At 52.4% G+C, this 20,936-nt stretch carries 11 protein-coding genes and 1 pseudogene; 6 read left to right on the plus strand and 6 right to left on the minus strand.

The genetic code is table 11. From position 1 onward, the window contains the following. The first annotated feature begins 7 nt into the window (after positions 1 to 7). On the plus strand, positions 8 to 5,947 hold the full coding sequence (locus CFI03_RS17060; RefSeq protein ID WP_248758146.1) for an S-layer homology domain-containing protein: 5,940 nt from the start codon (positions 8 to 10) through the stop codon (positions 5,945 to 5,947). A 158-nt stretch (positions 5,948 to 6,105) separates the two neighbouring features. Continuing rightward, positions 6,106 to 7,074 carry a Gfo/Idh/MocA family protein gene (locus CFI03_RS17065; protein WP_248758147.1) on the plus strand — a complete coding sequence of 323 codons (969 nt, stop codon included), beginning with the start codon at positions 6,106 to 6,108 and terminating at the stop codon, positions 7,072 to 7,074. A 144-nt stretch (positions 7,075 to 7,218) separates the two neighbouring features. Here CFI03_RS17065 and CFI03_RS17070 read toward each other — a convergent pair whose 3' ends face one another. Then, positions 7,219 to 9,855, minus strand: a complete 2,637-nt coding sequence (locus CFI03_RS17070) for a glycoside hydrolase family 3 protein (RefSeq protein WP_248758148.1) — start codon at positions 9,853 to 9,855, stop codon at positions 7,219 to 7,221. 182 nt (positions 9,856 to 10,037) lie between these two features. On the opposite strand from CFI03_RS17070, the gene CFI03_RS17075 reads away from it, so the two are divergent. Beyond that, positions 10,038 to 11,261 carry an enolase C-terminal domain-like protein gene (locus tag CFI03_RS17075; protein WP_248758149.1) on the plus strand — a complete coding sequence of 408 codons (1,224 nt, stop codon included), beginning with the start codon at positions 10,038 to 10,040 and terminating at the stop codon, positions 11,259 to 11,261. A gap of 28 nt (positions 11,262 to 11,289) precedes the next feature. Then, on the plus strand, positions 11,290 to 12,135 hold the full coding sequence (locus tag CFI03_RS17080) for an NAD-dependent epimerase/dehydratase family protein (protein ID WP_248758150.1): 846 nt from the start codon (positions 11,290 to 11,292) through the stop codon (positions 12,133 to 12,135). 275 nt (positions 12,136 to 12,410) lie between these two features. Here CFI03_RS17080 and CFI03_RS17085 read toward each other — a convergent pair whose 3' ends face one another. Continuing rightward, positions 12,411 to 13,559, minus strand: a complete 1,149-nt coding sequence (locus CFI03_RS17085; RefSeq protein ID WP_248758151.1) for a family 8 glycosyl hydrolase — start codon at positions 13,557 to 13,559, stop codon at positions 12,411 to 12,413. Between the two features lie 234 nt (positions 13,560 to 13,793). Here CFI03_RS17085 and CFI03_RS17090 point away from each other — a divergent pair. Further along, a pseudogene (locus CFI03_RS17090) lies at positions 13,794 to 14,480 on the plus strand (toxic anion resistance protein); the annotation flags it as partial. A 192-nt stretch (positions 14,481 to 14,672) separates the two neighbouring features. On the opposite strand, the gene CFI03_RS17095 reads toward CFI03_RS17090, so the two are convergent. The 4 genes from CFI03_RS17095 to CFI03_RS17110 are packed head-to-tail and all read right to left on the minus strand — an operon-like array spanning position 14,673 to position 17,471. Then, positions 14,673 to 15,056 carry a hypothetical protein gene (locus CFI03_RS17095; RefSeq protein WP_248758152.1) on the minus strand — a complete coding sequence of 128 codons (384 nt, stop codon included), beginning with the start codon at positions 15,054 to 15,056 and terminating at the stop codon, positions 14,673 to 14,675. 3 nt (positions 15,057 to 15,059) lie between these two features. Further along, on the minus strand, positions 15,060 to 16,481 hold the full coding sequence (locus CFI03_RS17100) for a hypothetical protein (protein ID WP_248758153.1): 1,422 nt from the start codon (positions 16,479 to 16,481) through the stop codon (positions 15,060 to 15,062). Between the two features lie 3 nt (positions 16,482 to 16,484). After that, positions 16,485 to 16,877 carry a hypothetical protein gene (locus tag CFI03_RS17105; RefSeq protein ID WP_248758154.1) on the minus strand — a complete coding sequence of 131 codons (393 nt, stop codon included), beginning with the start codon at positions 16,875 to 16,877 and terminating at the stop codon, positions 16,485 to 16,487. 30 nt (positions 16,878 to 16,907) lie between these two features. Further along, positions 16,908 to 17,471, minus strand: a complete 564-nt coding sequence (locus CFI03_RS17110; protein WP_248758155.1) for a hypothetical protein — start codon at positions 17,469 to 17,471, stop codon at positions 16,908 to 16,910. Between the two features lie 385 nt (positions 17,472 to 17,856). Between CFI03_RS17110 and CFI03_RS17115 the strand changes: the two genes are divergently transcribed. Next, positions 17,857 to 20,874, plus strand: coding sequence for an S-layer homology domain-containing protein (locus CFI03_RS17115; RefSeq protein ID WP_248758156.1), 3,018 nt, complete (start codon positions 17,857 to 17,859; stop codon positions 20,872 to 20,874). Positions 20,875 to 20,936: the final 62 nt, after the last annotated feature.

Here is a 20,936-nt window from a genome sequence, read left to right on the forward strand (position 1 = left end):
TTTGATTGTGATTACGAACCGAAATTGGACAAAAGCATGTGCCGGAATGGCGAAAATGCTTGTCATGCTGATGATTTTTTCTTCCGTTGGTTTTATGGGACTGCCGAGTGCTTATGCCGCGGACGATGCTTCCGATACAGCGTCGGTTACGCTAGGGGAAACCCCGGTGGAAAGCGGGATCTCCGGCAGGGCCGGCGATAACGGCGACGGACTTCTAACGGGAACGGAAGCAGATACCCCTTACTGGCAGACGAATAAAGCAGAAGGCACCACTTATCTGTACATGAACGTAAGTGACGATTACCTGTTCGACAGCGCGGATTACGATGTGGACGTAACCCTCCGCTACTTCGATGAAGGAAACGGAAGCTTCCTGCTGCAATACGATGCGCAGTCGGCTGCGTTCAAGGACAGCGCGAAGTTTACGTACGCGGATACAAAGACATGGAAGGACTACACCTTTAATTTAAGCGATGCCAAATTCGCCAACCGCACGAACGGCTCCGACTTCCGGATCGCCATTGAAGGCGGCGGGATTAACGGCGAGCAGAATCCTGACTTGAAGCTGGCAAGCGTAACGGTCAAGAAGACGCTTAAGGAAACGGCTGCTCCGGAAGCCAGCATTACGCTTGGCGCAACACCGGTATCGCATGGCATTACAGCCCATCCTGGCGACGGCGCTGCGGAGAACCTTTTGACAGGCGAGATTGGCGGCAAGACGTACTGGAAGACGAACCAGACAATCAGCCCAACGGACCATGGCGCCAATATTCTATATTTCTACTTTGACGTTTCGGACAGCTTTTTGTTCGATAACGCAGACCAGGATGTTTTCGTAACGGTCGAGTATTACGACAGCGGCAGCGGCAGCATGAAGCTTCAATACGACGCGCAGTCGGCAGCCTTTAAGGATGCGCCTGAATTTACTTATACGAACACGAATACGTGGAAAAAACATACGTTTAAGCTTGGCGATGCCAAGTTCGCAAACGGTACGAACGGCGGCGATTTCCGCCTTCACGTATCCGGGCCGGGGGCGATTGGCGCCAATCCCGATCTGTATATCGCTTCGGTCTCGGTAAAAACCCAGCCGCAGCAAAACGTCTCGACGGAGACGAAAGTCTACGACACGGTTTATCCGACGGATGACGTAGTCATCGCCGATATGAGCGTGAAGGACTTTGGAGCTGCCGGCGACGGTGTGAAGGATGACACCAAAGCGTTCCAGGACGCGCTTGCCGCGGCAGGCAACCGCGGGGGCGGCGTTGTTTTTGCGCCAGCGGGCACGTATAAGCTGACTAGTCATCTGATCGTTCCGACAGGAGTAACGCTGCGAGGCGATTGGATTAGTCCCGATTCAGCCGGCGGCGAAGTAAAAGGAACGATCCTGGCTGTCTATGCCGATAAAGGCATCGAGAACGGTCCAAGCTTCCTGCAGCTGGCGCCGGTGAGCGGCGTGACGAACTTGTCCGTCTGGTATCCGGAGCAGTCGCTGAATGCCCCGGTTGCTTATCCTTGGACGTTCGAGCAGTTGTCGGGCGACAGCATGACGGTCAAGAATGTGACGCTTGTCAATTCTTATAACGGCATCAAGATTGGTCCTAGCTGGAACGAACTGCATTACGTACGGAATTTGTACGGTACAGTGCTGAAAACGGGCATTTTCCTCGACTTCACGACCGATATCGGAAGACTGGAGCATATCCGTCTGGCATCCTCCTATTGGGCGGGCTCCGGCTTGGCAGGCTCGCCGCAGCAGGTGGAGCTGAAAGCCTATACGACCGGTAACACCGAAGGGATTGTCATGGGCCGCTCGGACTGGGAGTATATGTCCGATATTGATCTGGCCGATTTCAAGAACGGCATGCGGATTACGACAAGAACGGGCAGTCTGGAGACGGCTAACGCCCAGCTCTACAAAATCAATGTTCATGACAGCAACGTGGCGCTGAAGGTTGAAGGCGTGAACGATTTTGGACTTTTAATCTCGGACAGCAGCTTTAAAGCCGACGTAGGCGTTGACCCGAAAGCGGTCTATGCAACCGAAGGCTTCCACTCCATCGTTCAGTTCAACCAAGTAACGTTTGGCGGTACGCCGCATCATGCGGTTGTGAATGAAGGCAGCGGCGTATTGTCGTTCGAGAACAGCACGTTCGAGAACTGGGATGATCAGAACGGCGGTTACGCGATTGCCGCGAAGGGCGGCTCGCTTATTTTAGGTCAATCCGCTTTCGCTAAAGCTGCCAAGCATATACTCTTGGAAGGCAGCGTGGCAACGGTTAATTCGGTCAACTCCGGACATAACGGCAGTCTGGCGGTAACCGATAACAGCGATGCGGCAGAGGTTAACGTTCATCAGGATGCGAAATATGTGCTGGAGCAGCAGCCAACCGTTGCGGCGCTTGATCTGGCGAACCGTCCGAAACCGGCCAACAACAGCTTGTTTGATATTACGGCCGCCCCTTACGAGGCGGACAGCACCGGCGAGACGGATGTATCCGCGAAAATCCAACAGGCGCTAGACGATGCCGATGCGGCAGGCGGCGGTACGGTTTATTTGCCGGCGGGTATTTACCGCGTCAATAATCCGCTTACCGTGCCTAGCGGCGTAGAGCTGCGCGGTTCATGGGATGTTCCGCATCATACGATTGGCGGCGGTACGGTGATTTTCACCAATTACGGGGAAAACAACGCGGACGGCGCTGCGTTTATCTCGCTTGAACAGGATGCGGGCCTCAGAGGTTTAGCCGTTTATTACGACCAGCAGAGCTGGACGAACGTGAAGCCTTACGCTTGGACCGTTCAAGGCAAAGGCAGCGGCGTTTACCTGATTGATACAACCCTTATCAACCCTTACAAGGGAGTCGATTTTGGCACTTACGATACGAGCGGTCATTACATTGATTACGTTGCCGGCTCTCCTCTGATGGAAGGCATTTTCCTCGGCGGCGGCGCTGACGGCGGTTTGATGCGCAACGTTCAGTTTAACCCGCATTATTACGGGCGCAACAATTTCCCTAACCATCCTTCCACGGATCAGGACTTTGATGCGGTATGGAGCTACCAGAAGGAAAATCTGGATGCGTTCCGGATTGGCGACGTGACGAACGAGACGATCTTTAATACGTTCGTATACGGTTCGAAATACGGGATTCATTTTGAAGAGCAGGACGGGGTTGGACCTGAAGCGGTTGTCATCGGCCACGGTACGGACGGCAGCAAGAAGGGCGCCGTGCTTGATGCGGCGGGAGAAGCGGGTCTGAAGCTGATTAATACCGAGCTGGTGTCGATGAGCTCCTCGGACAAAGTATACGTGGTTGTTGGCGAGGGTTTTGATTCCAAGGCCGTATTCTTCAACTCTTCAATGTGGGGAGATACGACGCGTTCCTTTGATATTTTCGGAGGAGATGTCCGCATTCAGCAAAGCAACTTTACGAGAGTCGGACAGCGCGGCATTAACGCGCTTGGCGGCGACATTACGCTTTACGATTCCTACTTCCAGCAGCCAAACACGAATCATGTATATGCCGGTCCTGACATCGAGAAGCTGATTATCGCAAACAACCTGTTTAAAGGCGGTTTGCAGCTGATTAATGAAGCGGGAACAAAGGTGACGGGTTCGAACCTGGTTCCGGTTGCGCTTGATCTAGTGAAGGGAGAGTTCGACGAGAGCAACCCGGCTAACGCGAATTTTGCCCTAAAGCTGACCAATATGACCGAATCCGATCCGCTTGCCGGCAAAATTGAAGTTATTGCGCCGGATAGCTACAAGGACAAATTTGTGCCTGTTCGTTTTAACGGTATCGCGCTTGGAGAGAGCGTACTCGTTAAGCTTCCTTATTTGCCCGCGGACACGCTGAAGTACAAAGTAACGCTGGATAACGGCTATTCCTATGTGACGCAGGTGAAGACCGCTCAGTCGTTTGCGACGCGCAAGGACGACAACAGCCAGGTTCAGCCTACTATCGATATTTCAAGCTCCACCAATTACTCAAGTCTAGGCGGCATTTGGGGCGGCAAGGACGACCTGAGCGCGCAGGCGAATGTACATTGGGATAACGATAATCTCTATGTGACGGTCCGCGCAACGGACAATACGCATTACCAGACCTGGACGAACGGCGATATTTGGCAGGGCGACAGCTTGCAGCTTGGCATAGATTTATCGAGAAAAGACGGCTCTGCCAGCCAAAACGTAAACGAGCTTGGTTTTGCCCTTACGAACAGCGGCACGGTCTCCAAGTGGAGATGGCGTGCGCCGGCAGGTGTAGCTGGCGGAGCATTTAACGATGCGGATGCGGTTATTACGCGGGACGAGGCGACTCATCAGACGGTCTATGACATTACCATTCCGCTCTCCGCCTTGCATGGTGCAGGTTATACGTTCTCGCAGGAGGATCCGCTTGGTCTGACGATTTTGCTCAATGAACATGACGGCGCCGGCCGTTCGGGCTTTATCGAATATAACCAGGGGATTGGAACAAGCAAGGACGCTACGCAGTTTGGCGATCTGTACTTGCTCAGCTCGGATTATGAAAGTCTGCTCGAGCAATCGGCGGAAGCAGCGGTAGCAGCGGCTGAGCAGCATAAGGATGTAACAAGCATTGATGCGGCAACCAACTTTGTCAGCCTGCTTCCGCAAGGAACGGTAAAATCCGGATTGTCGGCAAGATTGTCGGCGCTTGGCGGAACAACAAATCCGGGTAACGGGCCGGGTTCCGGCTCGGGATCCGGTGCCGGGCAGACAGATCAGCCGAAGGTGACGGTTGGCGCGAATGGCGCGGTTCAGGTGGAAGGCAAGGGAACGCTTGATGCCGGTTCGAAACATGCAAAACTTTCGCTGACCGCTGCGTTGCTGGATCAAGCGTTCTCGAAAGCAACGGCTGGCCAGGACGGCAAGAAGAAGGTTACCGTGGTGCTTCCTAGCGCAGCTGGAGCTAATGGCTACTCCTTGGAGCTTCCTTCAAGCTTCGTGAACCAGCAATCGCCGGATAAGCAAATCGAACTGGTAACCCCGACAGGGACTATACTGCTCTCGAGCGATATGCTGAAGCCGGATGCGGGTAAGCTTGGTCAGACGGTAACCATCAGCATTGGCAACGCGAATACCAGCGGTTGGAGCGAAGCGCTGAAGAAGAAGCTTGGCGACCGTCCGGTTGTGGATTTGTCGATCCAGTCTGCCGGTCAAACGGTTGACTGGCATAACAGCCAGTCGCCGGTGACGGTATCCCTTCCGTATACCCCTTCGGCTGCCGAGAAAGCGGATGCCAAAAAGCTGACCGTCTGGTACATCGACGGAAGCGGCAAGCCGTTCCCGGTACCTAGCGGACAGTATAAGGAAGCGGCCGGAAGCATCGTATTTACGACGAAGCATTTCAGCCAGTATGCGGTTGCTTTCGTGCAAAAATCGTTCAGCGATCTGAACGGCTACGCATGGGCGAAAGAAGCGATCGAGGTGCTTGCGGCGAAGGGAATCATTAACGGCGTATCCGATACGTCTTACGCTCCTGGCGCATCGATTAAGCGGGCCGATTTCGTGAAGCTTCTCGTCGATACGTTTGGTTTTACGACGGACACTCCGGGCGGCTTTGCCGACGTGAGCTCGAACCGTTATTATGCCAATGCGGTAGGCACGGCCAAGGCTCTTGGCATTACGAACGGTGCCGGCGGCAACCGGTTTAATCCGGAAGCTCCGATTACGAGAGAAGAAGCGGCAACGTTTATCGAGCGTGCTCTTACTGTTGCGAAAGCCGGTCTTCCAGCCGGCTCCGAGGATGTGCTTGCAGGGTTTGCGGATGCCGGTGATATTTCGGCTTACGCGAAGAACAGCATAAGCGCGCTTGTAAAGGCGGGACTCTTGCAGGGTCATGACGGACTGCTGGAGCCAAAAGGCCAGTTGACGCGGGCGGAAGCAGCCGTATTGTTCTACCGGATTTACAATAAATAATTTAGGATGAGGGGAGCCGGATTCCGAGCAGGAATCCGGCTCCTTTTTGGCGTATTATTAGCGTACTAAACATGCCTTTGCACCAATAAGCTAGACAAGTAATGCCTTATCGAAATGCAGATACTGGAATGGCTATTCATGTTGGGAGGCTAGATGGAATGAGCAACATTCGGATCGGGTTTATTGGAACGGGAGGTATTGCCGGCTGGCATGCCAAGCAGTTGCTGGAGCTCCCGGAGATTCAGATTACCGCGCTATCGGATACAAGCGAAGGCAATCGCATTGCTTTTGCTGAAAAATTTGGTTTACAGGATGCCCGGCAGTTTTCCGCTTATGAGGATATGCTTGAGCAGGGGGAGCTGGATGCGGTTGTGATTTGCTCGCCGCATACGCTTCATTTCAGACAAGCCTACGATGCGCTGGACAGAGGGCTGCATGTGCTTATCGAGAAGCCGATGACTTGCTCGTCGAAGGAAGCGAAGCAGCTTATTCAGAAGGCGGAAGAGTCGGGGAAAGTGATGCAGGTGTCGTACCAGCGGCATTTTCAGCCGGAATTTCTGTACATTCGGGATGCCATTGCAAGCGGTGAGATCGGGAGGTTGACTTCTGTAACCGCTTCACTTAGCCAAGAGTGGTATCAGCTTACGGAAGGCACGTGGAGGCAGGTTCCTTCGCTCTCCGGCGGCGGATTCCTGATGGACTCCGGCAGCCATATTATCGACGTGCTGCTCTGGACGACCGGAATGACTCCGGTTGAAGTAAAATCCCAGCTTCAGAACCATGGAGCGCCGGTTGAGATCGACAGCTTCACTTCCATCCGCTTTGCGGAAGGGGCTCTTGCGGGCCTCAACTTCGCCGGTTATGCGCCAGGCTGGAACGAGACGTTTGCGTTCTGCGGGGACAATGGCGGCATTTACTACGACAACGGGAAAATTACGCTTCGCCGTTTGAACGAGGAGCCATTCGTACCGGAGCTTCCGGAGCAAACCACCAACCAGGACAAAAGCTTCATCGATGCCATCCTTGGCCGCCACGAAGTACTTGTTCCGGGCGAGTTCGCCCTCAAGGTCGTATCCTTAAGCGAAATGATCTATCAGGCAGCGGGTTACGATCCCCTGAAGAGATAACAAGAAAGGGTTGCCCGGGGGCAACCCTTTTGTTTTTGTGTTTTAAAGGACTGCCAATCTCCTTTACCAACGCCCGCCAACCGGTGCACTTGAGCTAACTTGCCTATTGTAACGTGCAAAAGAGGCTTACAGCAAGCGAATGGCTTAGTTCACCTCAAACTCGCCCACCAGGGCGATGTTACTGGAGCTTGGGCCGATTAAGGCGCGGAAGGTGCCGGGCTCGACGGTCCACTGCAGGTCTCGGCCGAGGACGCGGAGGTCGCGCGGGGTCAGCGTGAACGTGACGGTTGCGGTTTCTCCCGCTTGTAGGCGGATCCGCTTGAAATGCCGCAGCTCTTTCTCCGGACGCGCGACGGAGCTGAACACGTCGCTCACATAGAGCTGAACGACCTCGTCGCCGGCACGGTCTCCTGTATTGGTCACGTTGAACGTTACGGCCATACTATCCTCTACACCAATCTTCTCCGACTCCAAGCGGAGATTATCATAGCGGAAGGTGGTGTAGCTCAGGCCGTGGCCAAAAGTATAAAGCGGCTCGTTATTGCCGCCGACATAATGCTTTTGCCCGCCGCGGCGCCGGTTATAATAGACCGGAATTTGGCCGATTGTCCGCGGGAAGGAGATTGGCAGACGGCCAGCCGGGTTGTAATCGCCAAACAGCACTTCAGCAATGGCGTTGCCGCCTTGCTCGCCCGGATACCAGGCTTCGATAATAGCCGGAATATGCTCCGATTCCCATTCCAATGTCAGTGGACGTCCATTCTGGAGAACCAGAATAACGGGAGTGCCCGTCTCATATACGGCCTTCAAAAGCTTAAGCTGGTCGCCCGGCAGCTCCAGGCTGTTCCGGTCAATGCCTTCCCCGCAGGTGCGCTCGGAATCGCCAAGCGCGATAACCGCAACATCGGCTTGAGCTGCGACAGCTACCGCATCTTGAATCCCAATCGTGTTGTGATTCCACCCGAGCACGATTTCGACGCCGTTGGTATCCTTGCAATATTCTACGCGAATATCGTATTCGTGACCGGCTTCCAGCTCGATCGCCACGCTGCGTTTGGCGCTCTTGTCCTTGCCCCAGCCGTCTGCAACAAGCTCGCCGTCCAGCCAGAAGCGCATGCTGTCCTGACTGATCGTGCCGATATAACCGCTGAAGCTATGCTTCGGAACAAGCTTGCCTGTCCACCGGACGGAAAAGCCCATCGTGTTAATGCTTTGATCCGGCTTCGTAATCACCCAGTTGAAGTTGATGTTCCGATCCAGCTTGCTCAGCACAGGTTCGCCTTCCAGCTCCGGATTGTTGAAGTATTCGCCAACGAGTCCAGGATTGCCGCTGCCGTCATGGAGGCAGTCCGCCGGAATGGCTTCCAGCTCATCGGCCAGAATACCCGTACCCTTGGCGTACAGCACTTTCGTCCCGGAAGAAACGGCTCGTTTAATGCCCTCGAGCAGAGTAACCGGTTCAAAGCCTTCGATATAAGGCGTGTAGTCGCCAAGCCGGACTTCAGCCGCGCTAGGTCCGATAATCGCAATGCTGCTCAAAGTTTTGCTGAGCGGAAGAGCTTCAGCCTCATTTTTCAGCAATACAATGCCTTCCCGCGCAGTCTGAAGCGCCGTCCGTCCATGCTCGGAACGGCGGATTACCCGCTTGGAAAGCTCCGGATCGGCATAAGGGTTCTCGAACAAGCCAAGCATAAATTTTACCTTGAGCACGCGGGAGACGGCTTGATCCACAACTGCCGAATCCAGCTCTCCGCGCTCTACCATTTCCATTATAGACTGCTGGTAAAGCTCATGCGGATAGTCATAATATTGCATATCCGTACCGGCAACAAGCGCCTGGCGGATCGCTTCCTTCTCGGAATCAGCCGTGAAATGGGCATGCTGCAGGCGGGCGATAGCTCCAAGGTCGGAACGGACAAAACCAGGCATATTCCACTGTCCTCGAAGCACTTCCGTCAGCAGGCTGTAGTCCGCGGAGCAAGGAACGCCGTCGATCGAATTATAAGAGCACATCGCATTAACCGCGCCAGCCTCCACAAAAGCCGCTTCAAAGACAGGAAGGTGGTAGGCATGCATATCGTTAAGGCCGATTGAGGCGGGAGAATGGTTCAGTCCGGATTCCGGAATACCGTGTACGGCAAAATGCTTCGGCTCCGCAATGATGCTGGTATTCGCAGACAGGTCATCGCCTTGAAGCCCTTTGATCATCGCAACCGCCATGCGGCTCGCCAGATGGGTATCCTCGCCAAACGTTTCTTCCACGCGTCCCCAGCGCGGCTCGCGGGCCAGATCCAGCACCGGTCCAAACGTCTCGTGAATGCCGACGCTGCGAGATTCGGCAGCGATCTGCCGGCCAATCTCTTTTATAATCTCCGGGTTCCAGGTGGAAGCCATAGTGATCGCGTGCGGATATACCGTAAAGCCCGGCCGCAGCAGGCCGTGAAGCGCTTCTTCGCTGAACAGGATCGGAATGCCAAGCCGTGTTTCTTCCACCGCATAACGCTGCAGCTGATTATTCGCCTCGGCCGTGCCGTATAAGTCATGCAGACAGCCAATGCCGTCCTTGCCAACCACTTGTTTTACTTTGTCCCAGTTCACGACCGCATCGTCGGCCATAACGGTAATCATATGCGGATGAGTAGCGCTCATAAACGAAGCGCCAAAATATTGATCCAGCTGTCGGACCTTCTCTTTCAACGTCATCCTCCCCAATAAATCCTCCACGCGCTGCTCAATAGGAGCATCCGCCCTTTTGTACAAAGCCGCATTGGCGTTAACCATTTTCCATTCCTCCTGTGACTTCATCTAGCATGGCTATATCTAATCTAGCGCAAGAACCGGCGCCTAGACATAGCTCAAGCGAAAGAGGCTAAGAATGCGACAGAAAGTTTAAAGATGTCTCATTTAGAGCACGCCCAAAGCGGACTAGAATGGGGGAAGCACGACAAGAGGAGGGTAATCGAATGGCAAAAATAACGGGAATCAAATGTATTCGCACCCGCAAAAACGGGACCTGGACCATCGTCAAAGTAATGACCGACCAGGATGGGCTGTACGGGCTTGGCTCCGCATCCGATGTCTATAATCCGGAAGCGGTCGTGCAAATTATCGAGCAATTGCTTGCCCCTCTATTAATCGGCAAGGATGCCGCGAATATAGAAGATTTGTGGCAGACGATGTATATGAGCGGGTATTGGAGAAACGGCGCATTGCTGCATACCGCAATCGGCGGCATCGACATGGCGCTGTGGGATATAAAAGGCAAGGAAGCGGGGCTTCCCGTCTACCAGCTGCTTGGCGGTGCTTGCCGCGCAGCGGTTCCCTGTTACGGTCATGCCGGCGGCAAGGATATCGCCGAGCTGAAAGAGGATGTGCACCGGTTTATGGAAGAAGGCTACTCCGTCATCCGCGTACAGATGGGCGGTTATGGAGGAGGCGGCTTTATTGACCGGGATAAGGCCAATATCCCACAGCAGTCATGGGGCAGCGGCCCGGTGTTTGACGAGCAGTCATACTTAAATGCGATCCCGCATATGTTCGAACAGCTGCGGAATGAATTCGGCATGGGCGTTCAGTTCACCCATGACGTGCATGAGCATCTGACGCCGGTGAATGCGATTCAGCTTGCGAAGCGGGTTGAGCCTTACAGCCTATTCTTCCTCGAGGATGCCATCGCGCCGGAGCAGATCGGCTGGTATCGTCACTTGCGTCAGCAATCCGCTACTCCTCAGGCGGTTGGCGAGCTGTTCGTGAATCCGCAGGAGTGGACGCAGCTGATCAAGGAGCAGCTGATCGACTTTATCCGCGTACGCGTATCCAAGGCGGGAGGCATAAGCGCCTGCCGCAAAATCGCCGCTTTAGCCGAAGCGTTTGGAATACGTACGGCTTGGCAGGAGGGCGGGGAAAACGATCCCGTCAATCAGGCGGCAGCCGTTCACCTCGATATGGCGATATGGAATTTCGGCATTCAGGAAGTGAACCATTTCAAGCCGGAAGAGAAGGATGCTTTCGAGGGGCATATCAAGCGGAAAGGCGGCTATCTGTATCCGTCGCAAAAGCCGGGTCTCGGCATTGAGCTGGATGAGCTGAAGGCGCAGCAGTTGCTCGGAGAAGGCTGGAATAAATCGGTGTATTTCAATCCTTATCAGCTGGACCGCAAGGCGGACGGCACGCTGGTACGCCCATAATTTCTTCATTAATAGGAGTGTTATCCGTATGAAAACAATTGCAGTAACAGGCGGCAGCGGCAAGCTCGGTTCGGCTCTGATCAAGGAGCTTCAGCAGGAGGGTTATAGCGTGGTTTCCTTGGATACGCAGCGTTCCAACGAGCTGAGGTGCCGGCAAATTAAAGTAGATTTGAATGATTTCGGACAAGTCGTCTCCGCGCTCCATGGGGCCGATGCGGTTATTCATCTGGCTGCCATTCCGGCTCCGCTTGGTTACCCGTATCCGCATATTTTTTCTAATAACGTGGTATCCGGCTACAATATTCTCGAGGCGGCTTCATTGCTTAATATCCGTAAGGTTGTTGTTGGATCCAGCGAGTCCTCTTACGGATTTGCATGGGCGCCCACCCCGTTCTCGCCGGATTATCTTCCGGTGGACGAAGAGCATCCGCAGCAGCCGCAGGAATGCTATGGCTTATCGAAGATCGTAAACGAGCTGACGGCCGCGATGTTCGACCGTCGCAGCGGCATGCAGGTGATCTCGCTCCGCTTCTCCATGATTACGAAGCCGGAGGATTACAAGCATCTTGCGATAAGCAAGCCGGAGGCATTCAAAAATATTTTCTGGAGCTACATCGACATTCGGGATGCCGTCAGCGCCTGCATCGCTTCGCTGAAAGTCGAAGACAGAGGGGCAATCTGCCTCAACATTACAAGCTGCGATACGCTGAGCGACCGGCCTACCGCGGAGTTAATCGAGCGGTTTTATCCCGATGTAAAGGATCTGCGCGATCCGTTCCCGGAGCGGACGGCAATCGTCAGCAATAAGGAAGCCGAGAGAGTGCTCGGCTGGAAGCCGCGGCATTCCTGGGCGGATGAAGGTGCTGACGGATAAATGAGCATTTCATGAACGGGTCAAGGATAGGCAGACGGAGCATTTTATTTGTGAAGGGATTCCAGCCTTACCTTGTTGATTCAAGGAATCCCTGAACAATGGCGGTCGGAAGAGCATTTAAATGCGTAGTTTGCTGTTTAGCCCAGATAAAAAGGGGTATCCCACTGTCATTTTCATGACTTATGGGGTACCCCTTTCGCGCTAAAAATATGCTGTTAGAGAACAGAAGGGCGTAACGGCGAGCGAATCTCGTTGCAGCCGGGTGCCCCTTATTTTTATTTATAAATCCGGTAATTGCCGCTAAGCGCCAGCAAGCTGAAGAAATAAAGGCAGTTATCGTAATAACGGCGCACGCCGGTGCGAAGCGGGGTGTTCCAGAACTGCTCAACAAAATGCGCGGCATCCGGGCCATCCGCCGCCAGTGAAGCCATGGAATTGGTCGCAAGCAATCCGATAGGATGAAGCGCCGGTTCATCGAAAGGTTGTCCGTCAATGGTATAACGTCTGTAATCGGCAACCTCGATTGGACGGAAAAACGCCTGTATCCGGTTCGACTGCTCTACCTGCCAAGGATCCTGCCGGAACCATGCCCAATCGAGTCCGATATTGGCTGCTACGCGGTAAGCATCGCTGTAGAAATGACGGAAGTCTCCATGACGCTGTACCTCGGCCGGCGTCCCGTCATAGTTCGCGTATTCGGGCGACAAACCCGTTTCGGGATGACAGGCCGTATGCAGGTAAGTCCGGCTTGCGGCCGCGGCTTCTCTCCAAAAGGGTCTGTCCTCTTCATCGGCCCATAAGGCGAACAATTCGTAGAAATGAGGGAGATGGTAGGAAGGATCACTAAACGGCGACTCCGGCACAAACTTGATCAGCTTGTTTGAAGGCTCCCACATCGGACTGCCGCCATTGCCGTCTTCACCCTGATGGACGCAAGCCCGCAAAATCCGTTTAGCCTGCTCCGAGTAATTGTAAGGCTCCGGTCCATCACCCCAGCGGTTGGCGGCAAAGAACAGCGCCAAGGCAAAAAACTCCTCGCCGTCGGGGGCAGGCCCTTGCGACAATCGTGTCCCGTCCGTTTTGCAGTGCCAGGCGAAATAGTCTTTGTAGCGCCCCTCTGTATGCTGCATATAAGTGACCGAGAAGTTCCAAAGCCGGTCGAACGTTTCCTTATCATTCATTTGGACGGCCATCATCATGCCGTAGGACATGCCCTCGGAACGGGCATCCTCATTGCCGGTATCGAGAAAATAGCCCTTGTCTTCCCCCATCGGATAATAGATTCGGACATCGGGGTCTCCGTTTAGCAGATCCGACCACGCGGTTTCCAGCTTCTCTTGTATAGCTGCCTCGGTATATCCCAGTTCTTTGAACACATTCCGGTATTCCCCGTTATAATAAGCTCCTTTTTCCAAAGCCGTCATTGTAGCAAAACCTCCGTTTCGTGGTGTATAAACCCATCTTAGCACAGCTGGAACTATACAAATTAAAGCGTTTTCAATAAAAAATATAGATTACTGCTGATGGGAGAAGAAAAATTTCTGTAAGCATATGGATGGACGTCTGTTGAGTTGCGTGAAACGAGGGTGCAGCTTGCTTAGGTCTAACGATGGTGAAACAAGGTTTTATTAAACCGGTTTAATGATGCTTTCTTCCTCACGACGCTGGAGCTCGAACAGCATGAAATCCGAAAGCTAACCAAAACGCTCAAAAAGGAAATTCAGCTTGGGATGCTTATGGACGAATCCATCGAAGCCCAAATCGAAGCAGCCAAAAGCCGCGGCGAAGACTCGGAGAGGATTCGGTTCATAACGGAGGAAATCCTGTTCCCGATGCGCCAGCGCGTCATGGATTTGCAGCAAATGCTGGTCGTTAACCAGCAGGGAATCTTGGCGTACGAGGTCGTCATCCGCAATAACAAGGAGCTCATTCGCGGCGTAGACCGGGCGAAGACGGTCACGATCTCTGCCTTGAAATTAGCCGTTACGGTGGCGAGCGCCTTGTATAATCAAGGCATCGTTCTCAAGAAAATCGAGCTGTTGAATCAAACCACGACGAACCTTATCGCCGGCACTTCCCGGATGCTTAAGGACCAAGGAGTCGCCATTCAACAGCAAGCCATTGAAGCCACGGTCTCGGTCGATACGTTGAAGCAAGCGTTTGCGGACGTGCTGTCCGCGTTTGATTCGATCAGCTCGTACAAACAGCAGGCGCTTCCGAAAATGAGGGAAACCATCAACCAGTTCAGGGCATTGGCCGACGATGGCGAGAAGCATATTTTGCGGCTTGAGAAGGGGAATGCATTGGGGCTGTATGCAAAAGAATTGGATTTCATGAAAAAGTGAAAGGAGCGGCTAAAAATCCGTAAAGAGGATACACCCGATTACGGTCTCCTGGCCAGCCTTCTGGAACAAGCCTCCAGAACATTGTAGCCCAATTTCAGATTTTACGTGAGGGTTGAACGAAAATAAAAGCTGTTGAGGGTTCTCAACAGCTTTTTTGCGCTATTCCATTATTAGGTTGCAATTTTTCCGAATTTACCAACTAAGATGCCTTTTAGCGCCTAACGTGTCGGTCACATCAATCGTCAGATTGCGGATGCTCCACCGTCCACGCTTGTAACTATGACCCTGATCGTCAAGAAAGTTTGCTAGCGGGACGCTTGATTTGCCGGCAGTCATCATCGGCGCGACATAAGTGAATTTGTGATCAATCGTTATTTTTGCATTAAACCATACGAATCCGGTTTCGTTTTGCACAATCAGATGGTTGTTCGTAAAGGTAATGTCGGCAATCGGAATCGAGCTTTTTGGAGCTTGGACACATCCTGTCAGCATCAAGACAAGTAAAACGATTACCATGCATGACGTAATGCCGCTCCTTGCTCGTTTTCTAATGCTGGTCTGCAGGTTTGTCCGCATGATCTAACGTTCCTCCCCCTTGGTTTCGACAGACAGGTCGAGGTCAAACAACAAATTGGGCGCTCCGGGATGGCCGCGGTGTACCTCTACGGCAATGACATTAGTCCCCTTTACAAGCTTGTTCAAATGGGCTTTTAGATCAATTCTGCGATAGAAAGTAAATTCATTCGCAATTGCGAGAGAGGAATTGGTTAGAACCCCGGTCAGAATGGCGTCCCGAGAGACTTCCTGGCCGTTGAGATAAACAACGTATCCGTCCTCATAGGCGATATGCAAAAATAACCCCGACAATGTCTTCGGATCATTATTCAAATCAAACGACTTGCGGAAATAATAGGTCGGAGTCAAGCCGGCCACCAGACCGGTTTGAATATAAGACTGCCGCTCTTTGTTATTCGTGTAGCCCAAAGGAGCCCTGCCGGTCTTCCATCCGGAATCGTCGTATTCCGGACTGCGCCAATCGTATGCCGGCAAGGGAACCGGGTCCGTGTGGGAGGTCTCAATAATAGGACCTTCTCCCACCAAGTCCACCCCTTCCGGTAAAGCGGATTTGATTGAATCGTCACCCGCATGATAGTGCCACAAGGATTGAATGCCTACGAGGGAGATGTCCTGTTTCTCCTGTAAGGTCGAAAGATCCCACGAAGCCAGATTGTCGGCATTCAATTCAAGCTGATCCAGGACCTGTCCCTGTTCTTTCTCCGCTTTCACGGTCAGCGCGTTACCGTGCGCCTCCAGAACGGTAACGACAGGCGTATCCTTCAGCTTGGTCAAGTCCCATACTTTCCAGTTCTCATATTCGGAAGATTGATATTGGGAAGGCGCTTGAGTGACGGCTAAATCAAGCACGTAGACGGAATTGCGGATGAATACCGCGCTTATTCCTGCTTCCCTGAACGTTTTCCAGACCTCGGGAAGCTTCGGATCTTCGCTCAGCCAGGCAAAAGCGAACGTTTGCTTGTTGCCATTGATCGTCTTGCGGATCCATTCCAATTGTCCGTCTCCCGCATCTTGTAAACGATCGGCATTGAGGAAGAAGAGTCTTGCGGTTCCTTGCGTAATCGAGTAGACCGATTTCCCATAACCCGAGAGCGTCTCTTTAGGCACATGCGGATAAGCCTGGCTAAAGCTCTGTTCCGTTGCGGAACCGTCATAGATCGGGTAAAGCTGAAACGACTGTGCTTCCGGATGCTTCTGCAGCAATTGATTCGACGCGGCAAAAAACGTAATGTCCCGGAATTGCTTGATCCACTCCCCGAAATCCCCTTCCTGCTGGCTGAAATACCCAAACCGGAACGAGGTTGGGGAAGCTGCGTTTGACTTGAAACCTTCCATTGGCACTTTTGTCCAAGAGAATGAGCCAAACAGAATACCAATCAGCACAAGCAGCGATAATGACAGCTTAAATTTGTATAAGAAAGCCATAGTTTAACCCTCTCCCCCCGGCAATGTATTCGGCAGGGTGGGCCACCACAGGATCGTATGGTAAACGGTTGGCCAGAGAATAATCAGATTGGCAATAAAAGCAATCAGAAATCCGATTGTCCAAGGCTTTAGATTGACCTCTTTCCGTCCGAGCGTCCAATGCAGTATTGTCCATGTGCAGAGCCAGACGACGAGTCCCGCCGTTTCCTTGCCGGTGTAAGGGCCAATGGCCCACCAAGAAGGGATCCAGGAACCCAACTTGAGCAAAATGGGATTAGCCTGCAGCGGATTGTAATAGCTCCATAAGTGGCTGAGAGTTGTCGCTGCGATGCCAAGCCATACCGAAAGCAGAATGGCGGCGACCTCGCCCGTTTTTCGATGTTTTGATTCTTTCACTTTTTCTCTCTCCTATCGACTGCGTTGAAATCACACCATTTTCAGTTTCGTCATGCCGATTCCGCACGCAAATCCGATTAATAAACAAATCCAGAATAAAGTGACCAGTAAAGCGATGATTCCGCTAAGCGCCGAGCCCGCCGTGAGCGTATGCCGGAACCGGCGCAGTAAAAAGGCAGCCGCGATTCCTAAAGGGAGCGGGTATAGCGAGACGAATTCTTTATATTCCATCACGATTAGATGTACCTCGGGGCTATGGTACATTAACCACTGCTGGGGACCGTCCGGTCCCCGGTAAGGAATGTAGAGCCAGTTGCCTAGCGCGATTGTTACCAGAACCAATAGGCTCGTGAGCCAAAGCACCCATTCCAGATTGACCGCGGCTCCCTTCTTGCCCCGCAGCATGGGGTAGGTCAGGTGAAGGGCTTGACAGCTCATGATCACGGTGATGGTCGCTCCTAATCCGTGCAGGACGGCCTCCAGCTTATGGTTGCTGAGTCCGATGATATTAAACAAAGGTATCGATAAAAAAAGCAGTGCGGCTACGCTTGCTTGCGTAACCGCCAAATCTTTTGCGCTGAACATGGATTTCATCGTCCGTTCATCTCTTTCATATTAGGGATGTCGATAATTGTAGAAAAGTAGTGTCAGAGGAATGTTATTGCTAGTTTACGAAATTGTAAATGCGTGTGATTGAGCGGAAAATTCGATGGTTAAAAATGGTTTACTTTAAAATTAATATTATCTTAAATTTTATATCAATACTTTACTAGTATAATAATTTTGGCAGTTGGCTAACGGGAATATCTGTGATTTCCGCAATCCTTTTCGTGGTACGCAGGGAACGTCAGCATAATAGCAGTGGTGTGTCCGATATCAGCAAGGTAAGGAGGAAGATGATAGGTTTTGACTGGAATATGGAAAAGACCGAACAGGATTCTATCGTTCCGGCTGCTAATGACAAAAAGGGGATGACAAAGTGAAGGTGAAGTTAAAGGCCAAGTGGAAAGGTTTGACCTTGGCTCTATTTGTATGTACGGTTCTGTTTACGATCGGTGCTTACAACGTTTCGGCTGACAGCACGATTATCAAGGGGCCTTATTTGTTGTTCGAGGGACAAAACAGCTCGATGAGCGTTATGTGGCAGACGAGCGATAACCAGCCGAATACGATCAAGTGGGGGACGGATACCTCTTATTCATTAGGAGAACAGTCCGTGGAAACGTACGGTAACGACAACCAGCACAAGTTCACGATCACCGGGCTGCAGCCTGGTACGAAGTATTACTATGAGGTAGATGGTCAAGCAGGTTCTTTCGTGGCCGCTCCCGCGGCTGACGCTACTTCCGTGAAGTTTCTCTCTTACGGCGACAGCCGCACTCAACCCGCTTTTCAGGATCAGGTAGCCGACCTGGCTCGGAAGGCGTATGCCGAAGATCCAGCCTATCAATCGATTCTCTTGAATAGCGGGGATATTGCTTCAAGCGACTCCGAGAGCAACTGGACCGCTCAATATTTCGTGCCGGAATCAACCTATCCACAGATGCATGCTCTCCAAACCGAAGTGCCAATGATGGGGGCAAGGGGCAACCATGAGGGTGTTGGCTCCGTTTATGAAAAGTATTACCCGTATCCGTATGTGAATGACTTCTACTGGTCCTTCGATTATGGTCCGGTCCATGTTTCGGTAATCGACGAATATGCGGACTTTAAGGAAGGCTCGGCGCAGTATAACTGGCTGGAACACGATCTTGCCTCTACGGACAAGCCGTGGAAAATCGTAATGGGCCATCAGCCGGCATGGGGTGCCGGTACTCACGAGAACAATACCGATGTCCAAAAATACATCCACCCACTCCTGATAAAATTCGGGGTGCCATTGTATCTGAACGGTCACAATCATAACTATGCCCGCGCTGAGGTTGACGGGATCGAATACCTAACTTCCGGCGGCGGCGGCGCTCCATCGTACGATGTAGACCCAAGCTGGCCGAATATCGTCAAGGCCGATAAGTCGTACTTCTTGACCTTGTTCGATGTAGAAGGCGATACGATGAAAGTCACTTCCAAACGGATTGACGGCACGGAAATCGAAACCATCACGGTTCACAACACCCCGCAGGAAGCTCTGGATATTGCCAAGGCAACTCTTACTGCGGATAAAGATACGCTGCAAACGGACGTTTCGGACAGCAGCGTTAAGCTTGGTCTGACGGCTGTTGACAGCCATGATGCCAATGTGGATCTGTCGAATGCCAATCTGAGCTACAAAACGGATAAACCGGATTTGGTTTCCATTACTTCGGACGGAACAGTGACCGTTAAGAAGAAACCCGTGTTTAACGAAGCGGTTCAGGTTTGGGCTGAGATCTATAACGCAGGCGAGATTGTGAAATCCAATACGGTAACGATCAATGTCAAAAATCCGGACGGGCTGGCAGAAGTAACGCTAGCATCGGATCATGATACGTTGACCGGCGATGCGAGCTCTTCCGCTAAGCTGAGCTTAACGGCGAAGGACAATTTGGGAGCGGCCATGGATCTTTCTTCGGCCGAGGTCAAATACACTTCCAGCGCCGATGATATCGTAGCGATCTCTGCTGACGGCGTCGTTACAGTGAAAAATAAACCGCTTCGCGCTACGTCCGTATCGATTGAGGCGGAAGTGACTTTTGACGGAAAAACGGTTAAGAGTAACAAAGTATCCATTATGATTGGCGCATTGCCAAGTGGAAATGCCCACCTGCTCATCTCGCCAATCAAGACGCCATATGACGATATGGAAGAACGTGCAGACGGTTCGCTTGATATGGATAGCTCCGACCTGGAAATTGTACAGGAAGATAGCGTGCAGCAGATCGGACTTCGGTTTGCCGGCCTGAATCTTCCTAAAGGGGCTAAGATTGTTGACGCCTATGTTCAGTTCTCCGTTGATGAGACGACGCCGGAGAAAAACAAAGATCCGTTTGACGTGAGCATTTATGTGGAGGACGTTGCCAATTCGCGTCAGGATCAACCGGGCAATATTTCGTTACGTGAGAAGTCGGAAAACTTTGTAAGCTGGAAGGATATTCCACAGTGGACAGTAGAGCATGAATCCGGTCCGGATCAGCAAACGCCTAACCTGTCGTCCTTGGTTCAGCAAATCGTAAATAAGGACGACTGGAAGGAAGGGAACGCTCTTACATTCCTTCTCACCGGTAAAGGTACAAGAACGGCTGAGTCCTTTGAAGGCGCAGGAAGCAATGAAGATCAAGTTGCTCATCTCTATGTTGTTTATACAACAGATGATACGACAAATCCAGGCGGCGGCACACCAGGCGGCGGTACACCAGGCGGTGGTACACCAGGCGGCGGTACACCAGGCGGCGGTACACCAGGCGGCGGTACACCAGGTGGTGGTACACCAAGCAATGGCGGCGGAACTCCGGTTATTCCGGCTAATCCGTTCAAAGACGTAGACTCGCATTATGAGTGGGCAAAAGACGCAATTGCCGTGCTTGCCGATAAAGGCATTATTAACGGCACGTCATCCACAACCTTCGAACCAGGCAAGCAAATTACGCGTGCCGATTTCATGGTAATGCTCGTTCGCATGCTGGACCTGAAGGCTGACGTAACGTCCAACTTCAGCGACGTGAAATCGAGCGACTATTATTATAATGCTCTTGGTGTCGTTAAGGCGCTTGGCATTGCCAACGGAATGGGCGACAACGAGTTCAATCCGCGCGCGTTCATAACGCGTCAGGACATGATGGTTCTGATGAGCCGTGCGATGGAAGTGACCGGCAAGCTTGCCTTGAGCGGCGATCCGGCAGAGCTGAATAGCTTTAAGGATAAATCGAAGATTTCGTCTTACGCGGTTGATGCGGCTGCCGACATGGTTAAAGCAGGCATCGTGCAAGGCAGCGCTTCGGCGCTGAATCCAACCGGTCAAGCTACACGTGCGGAAACGGCACAAATGATCTATCGTCTCTATCTGCTGCTGCAGCAGTAAGGCAGCCTCTAATCCGGATGTATAAAGTTATACCAGCAACATAAGTATTGAAATGGCGGCGT

The organism is Paenibacillus sp. ATY16, assembly GCF_003399985.2.
In the GTDB taxonomy this organism is placed as follows: Bacteria; Bacillota; Bacilli; order Paenibacillales; family Paenibacillaceae; genus Pristimantibacillus; species Pristimantibacillus glycanilyticus.

Excerpts from the sequence above, each read along its gene's own strand:
- CFI03_RS17065 (WP_248758147.1), top strand. The coding sequence starts at position 6,106 with ATGAGCAACATTCGGATCGGGTTTATTGGAACGGGAGGTATTGCCGGC.
- CFI03_RS17075 (WP_248758149.1), top strand. The coding sequence starts at position 10,038 with ATGGCAAAAATAACGGGAATCAAATGTATTCGCACCCGCAAAAACGGG.
- CFI03_RS17070 (WP_248758148.1), bottom strand. The coding sequence starts at position 9,855 with ATGGTTAACGCCAATGCGGCTTTGTACAAAAGGGCGGATGCTCCTATT.
- CFI03_RS17080 (WP_248758150.1), top strand. The coding sequence starts at position 11,290 with ATGAAAACAATTGCAGTAACAGGCGGCAGCGGCAAGCTCGGTTCGGCT.
- CFI03_RS17095 (WP_248758152.1), bottom strand. The coding sequence starts at position 15,056 with ATGCGGACAAACCTGCAGACCAGCATTAGAAAACGAGCAAGGAGCGGC.
- CFI03_RS17085 (WP_248758151.1), bottom strand. The coding sequence starts at position 13,559 with ATGACGGCTTTGGAAAAAGGAGCTTATTATAACGGGGAATACCGGAAT.
- CFI03_RS17100 (WP_248758153.1), bottom strand. The coding sequence starts at position 16,481 with ATGGCTTTCTTATACAAATTTAAGCTGTCATTATCGCTGCTTGTGCTG.
- CFI03_RS17110 (WP_248758155.1), bottom strand. The coding sequence starts at position 17,471 with ATGAAATCCATGTTCAGCGCAAAAGATTTGGCGGTTACGCAAGCAAGC.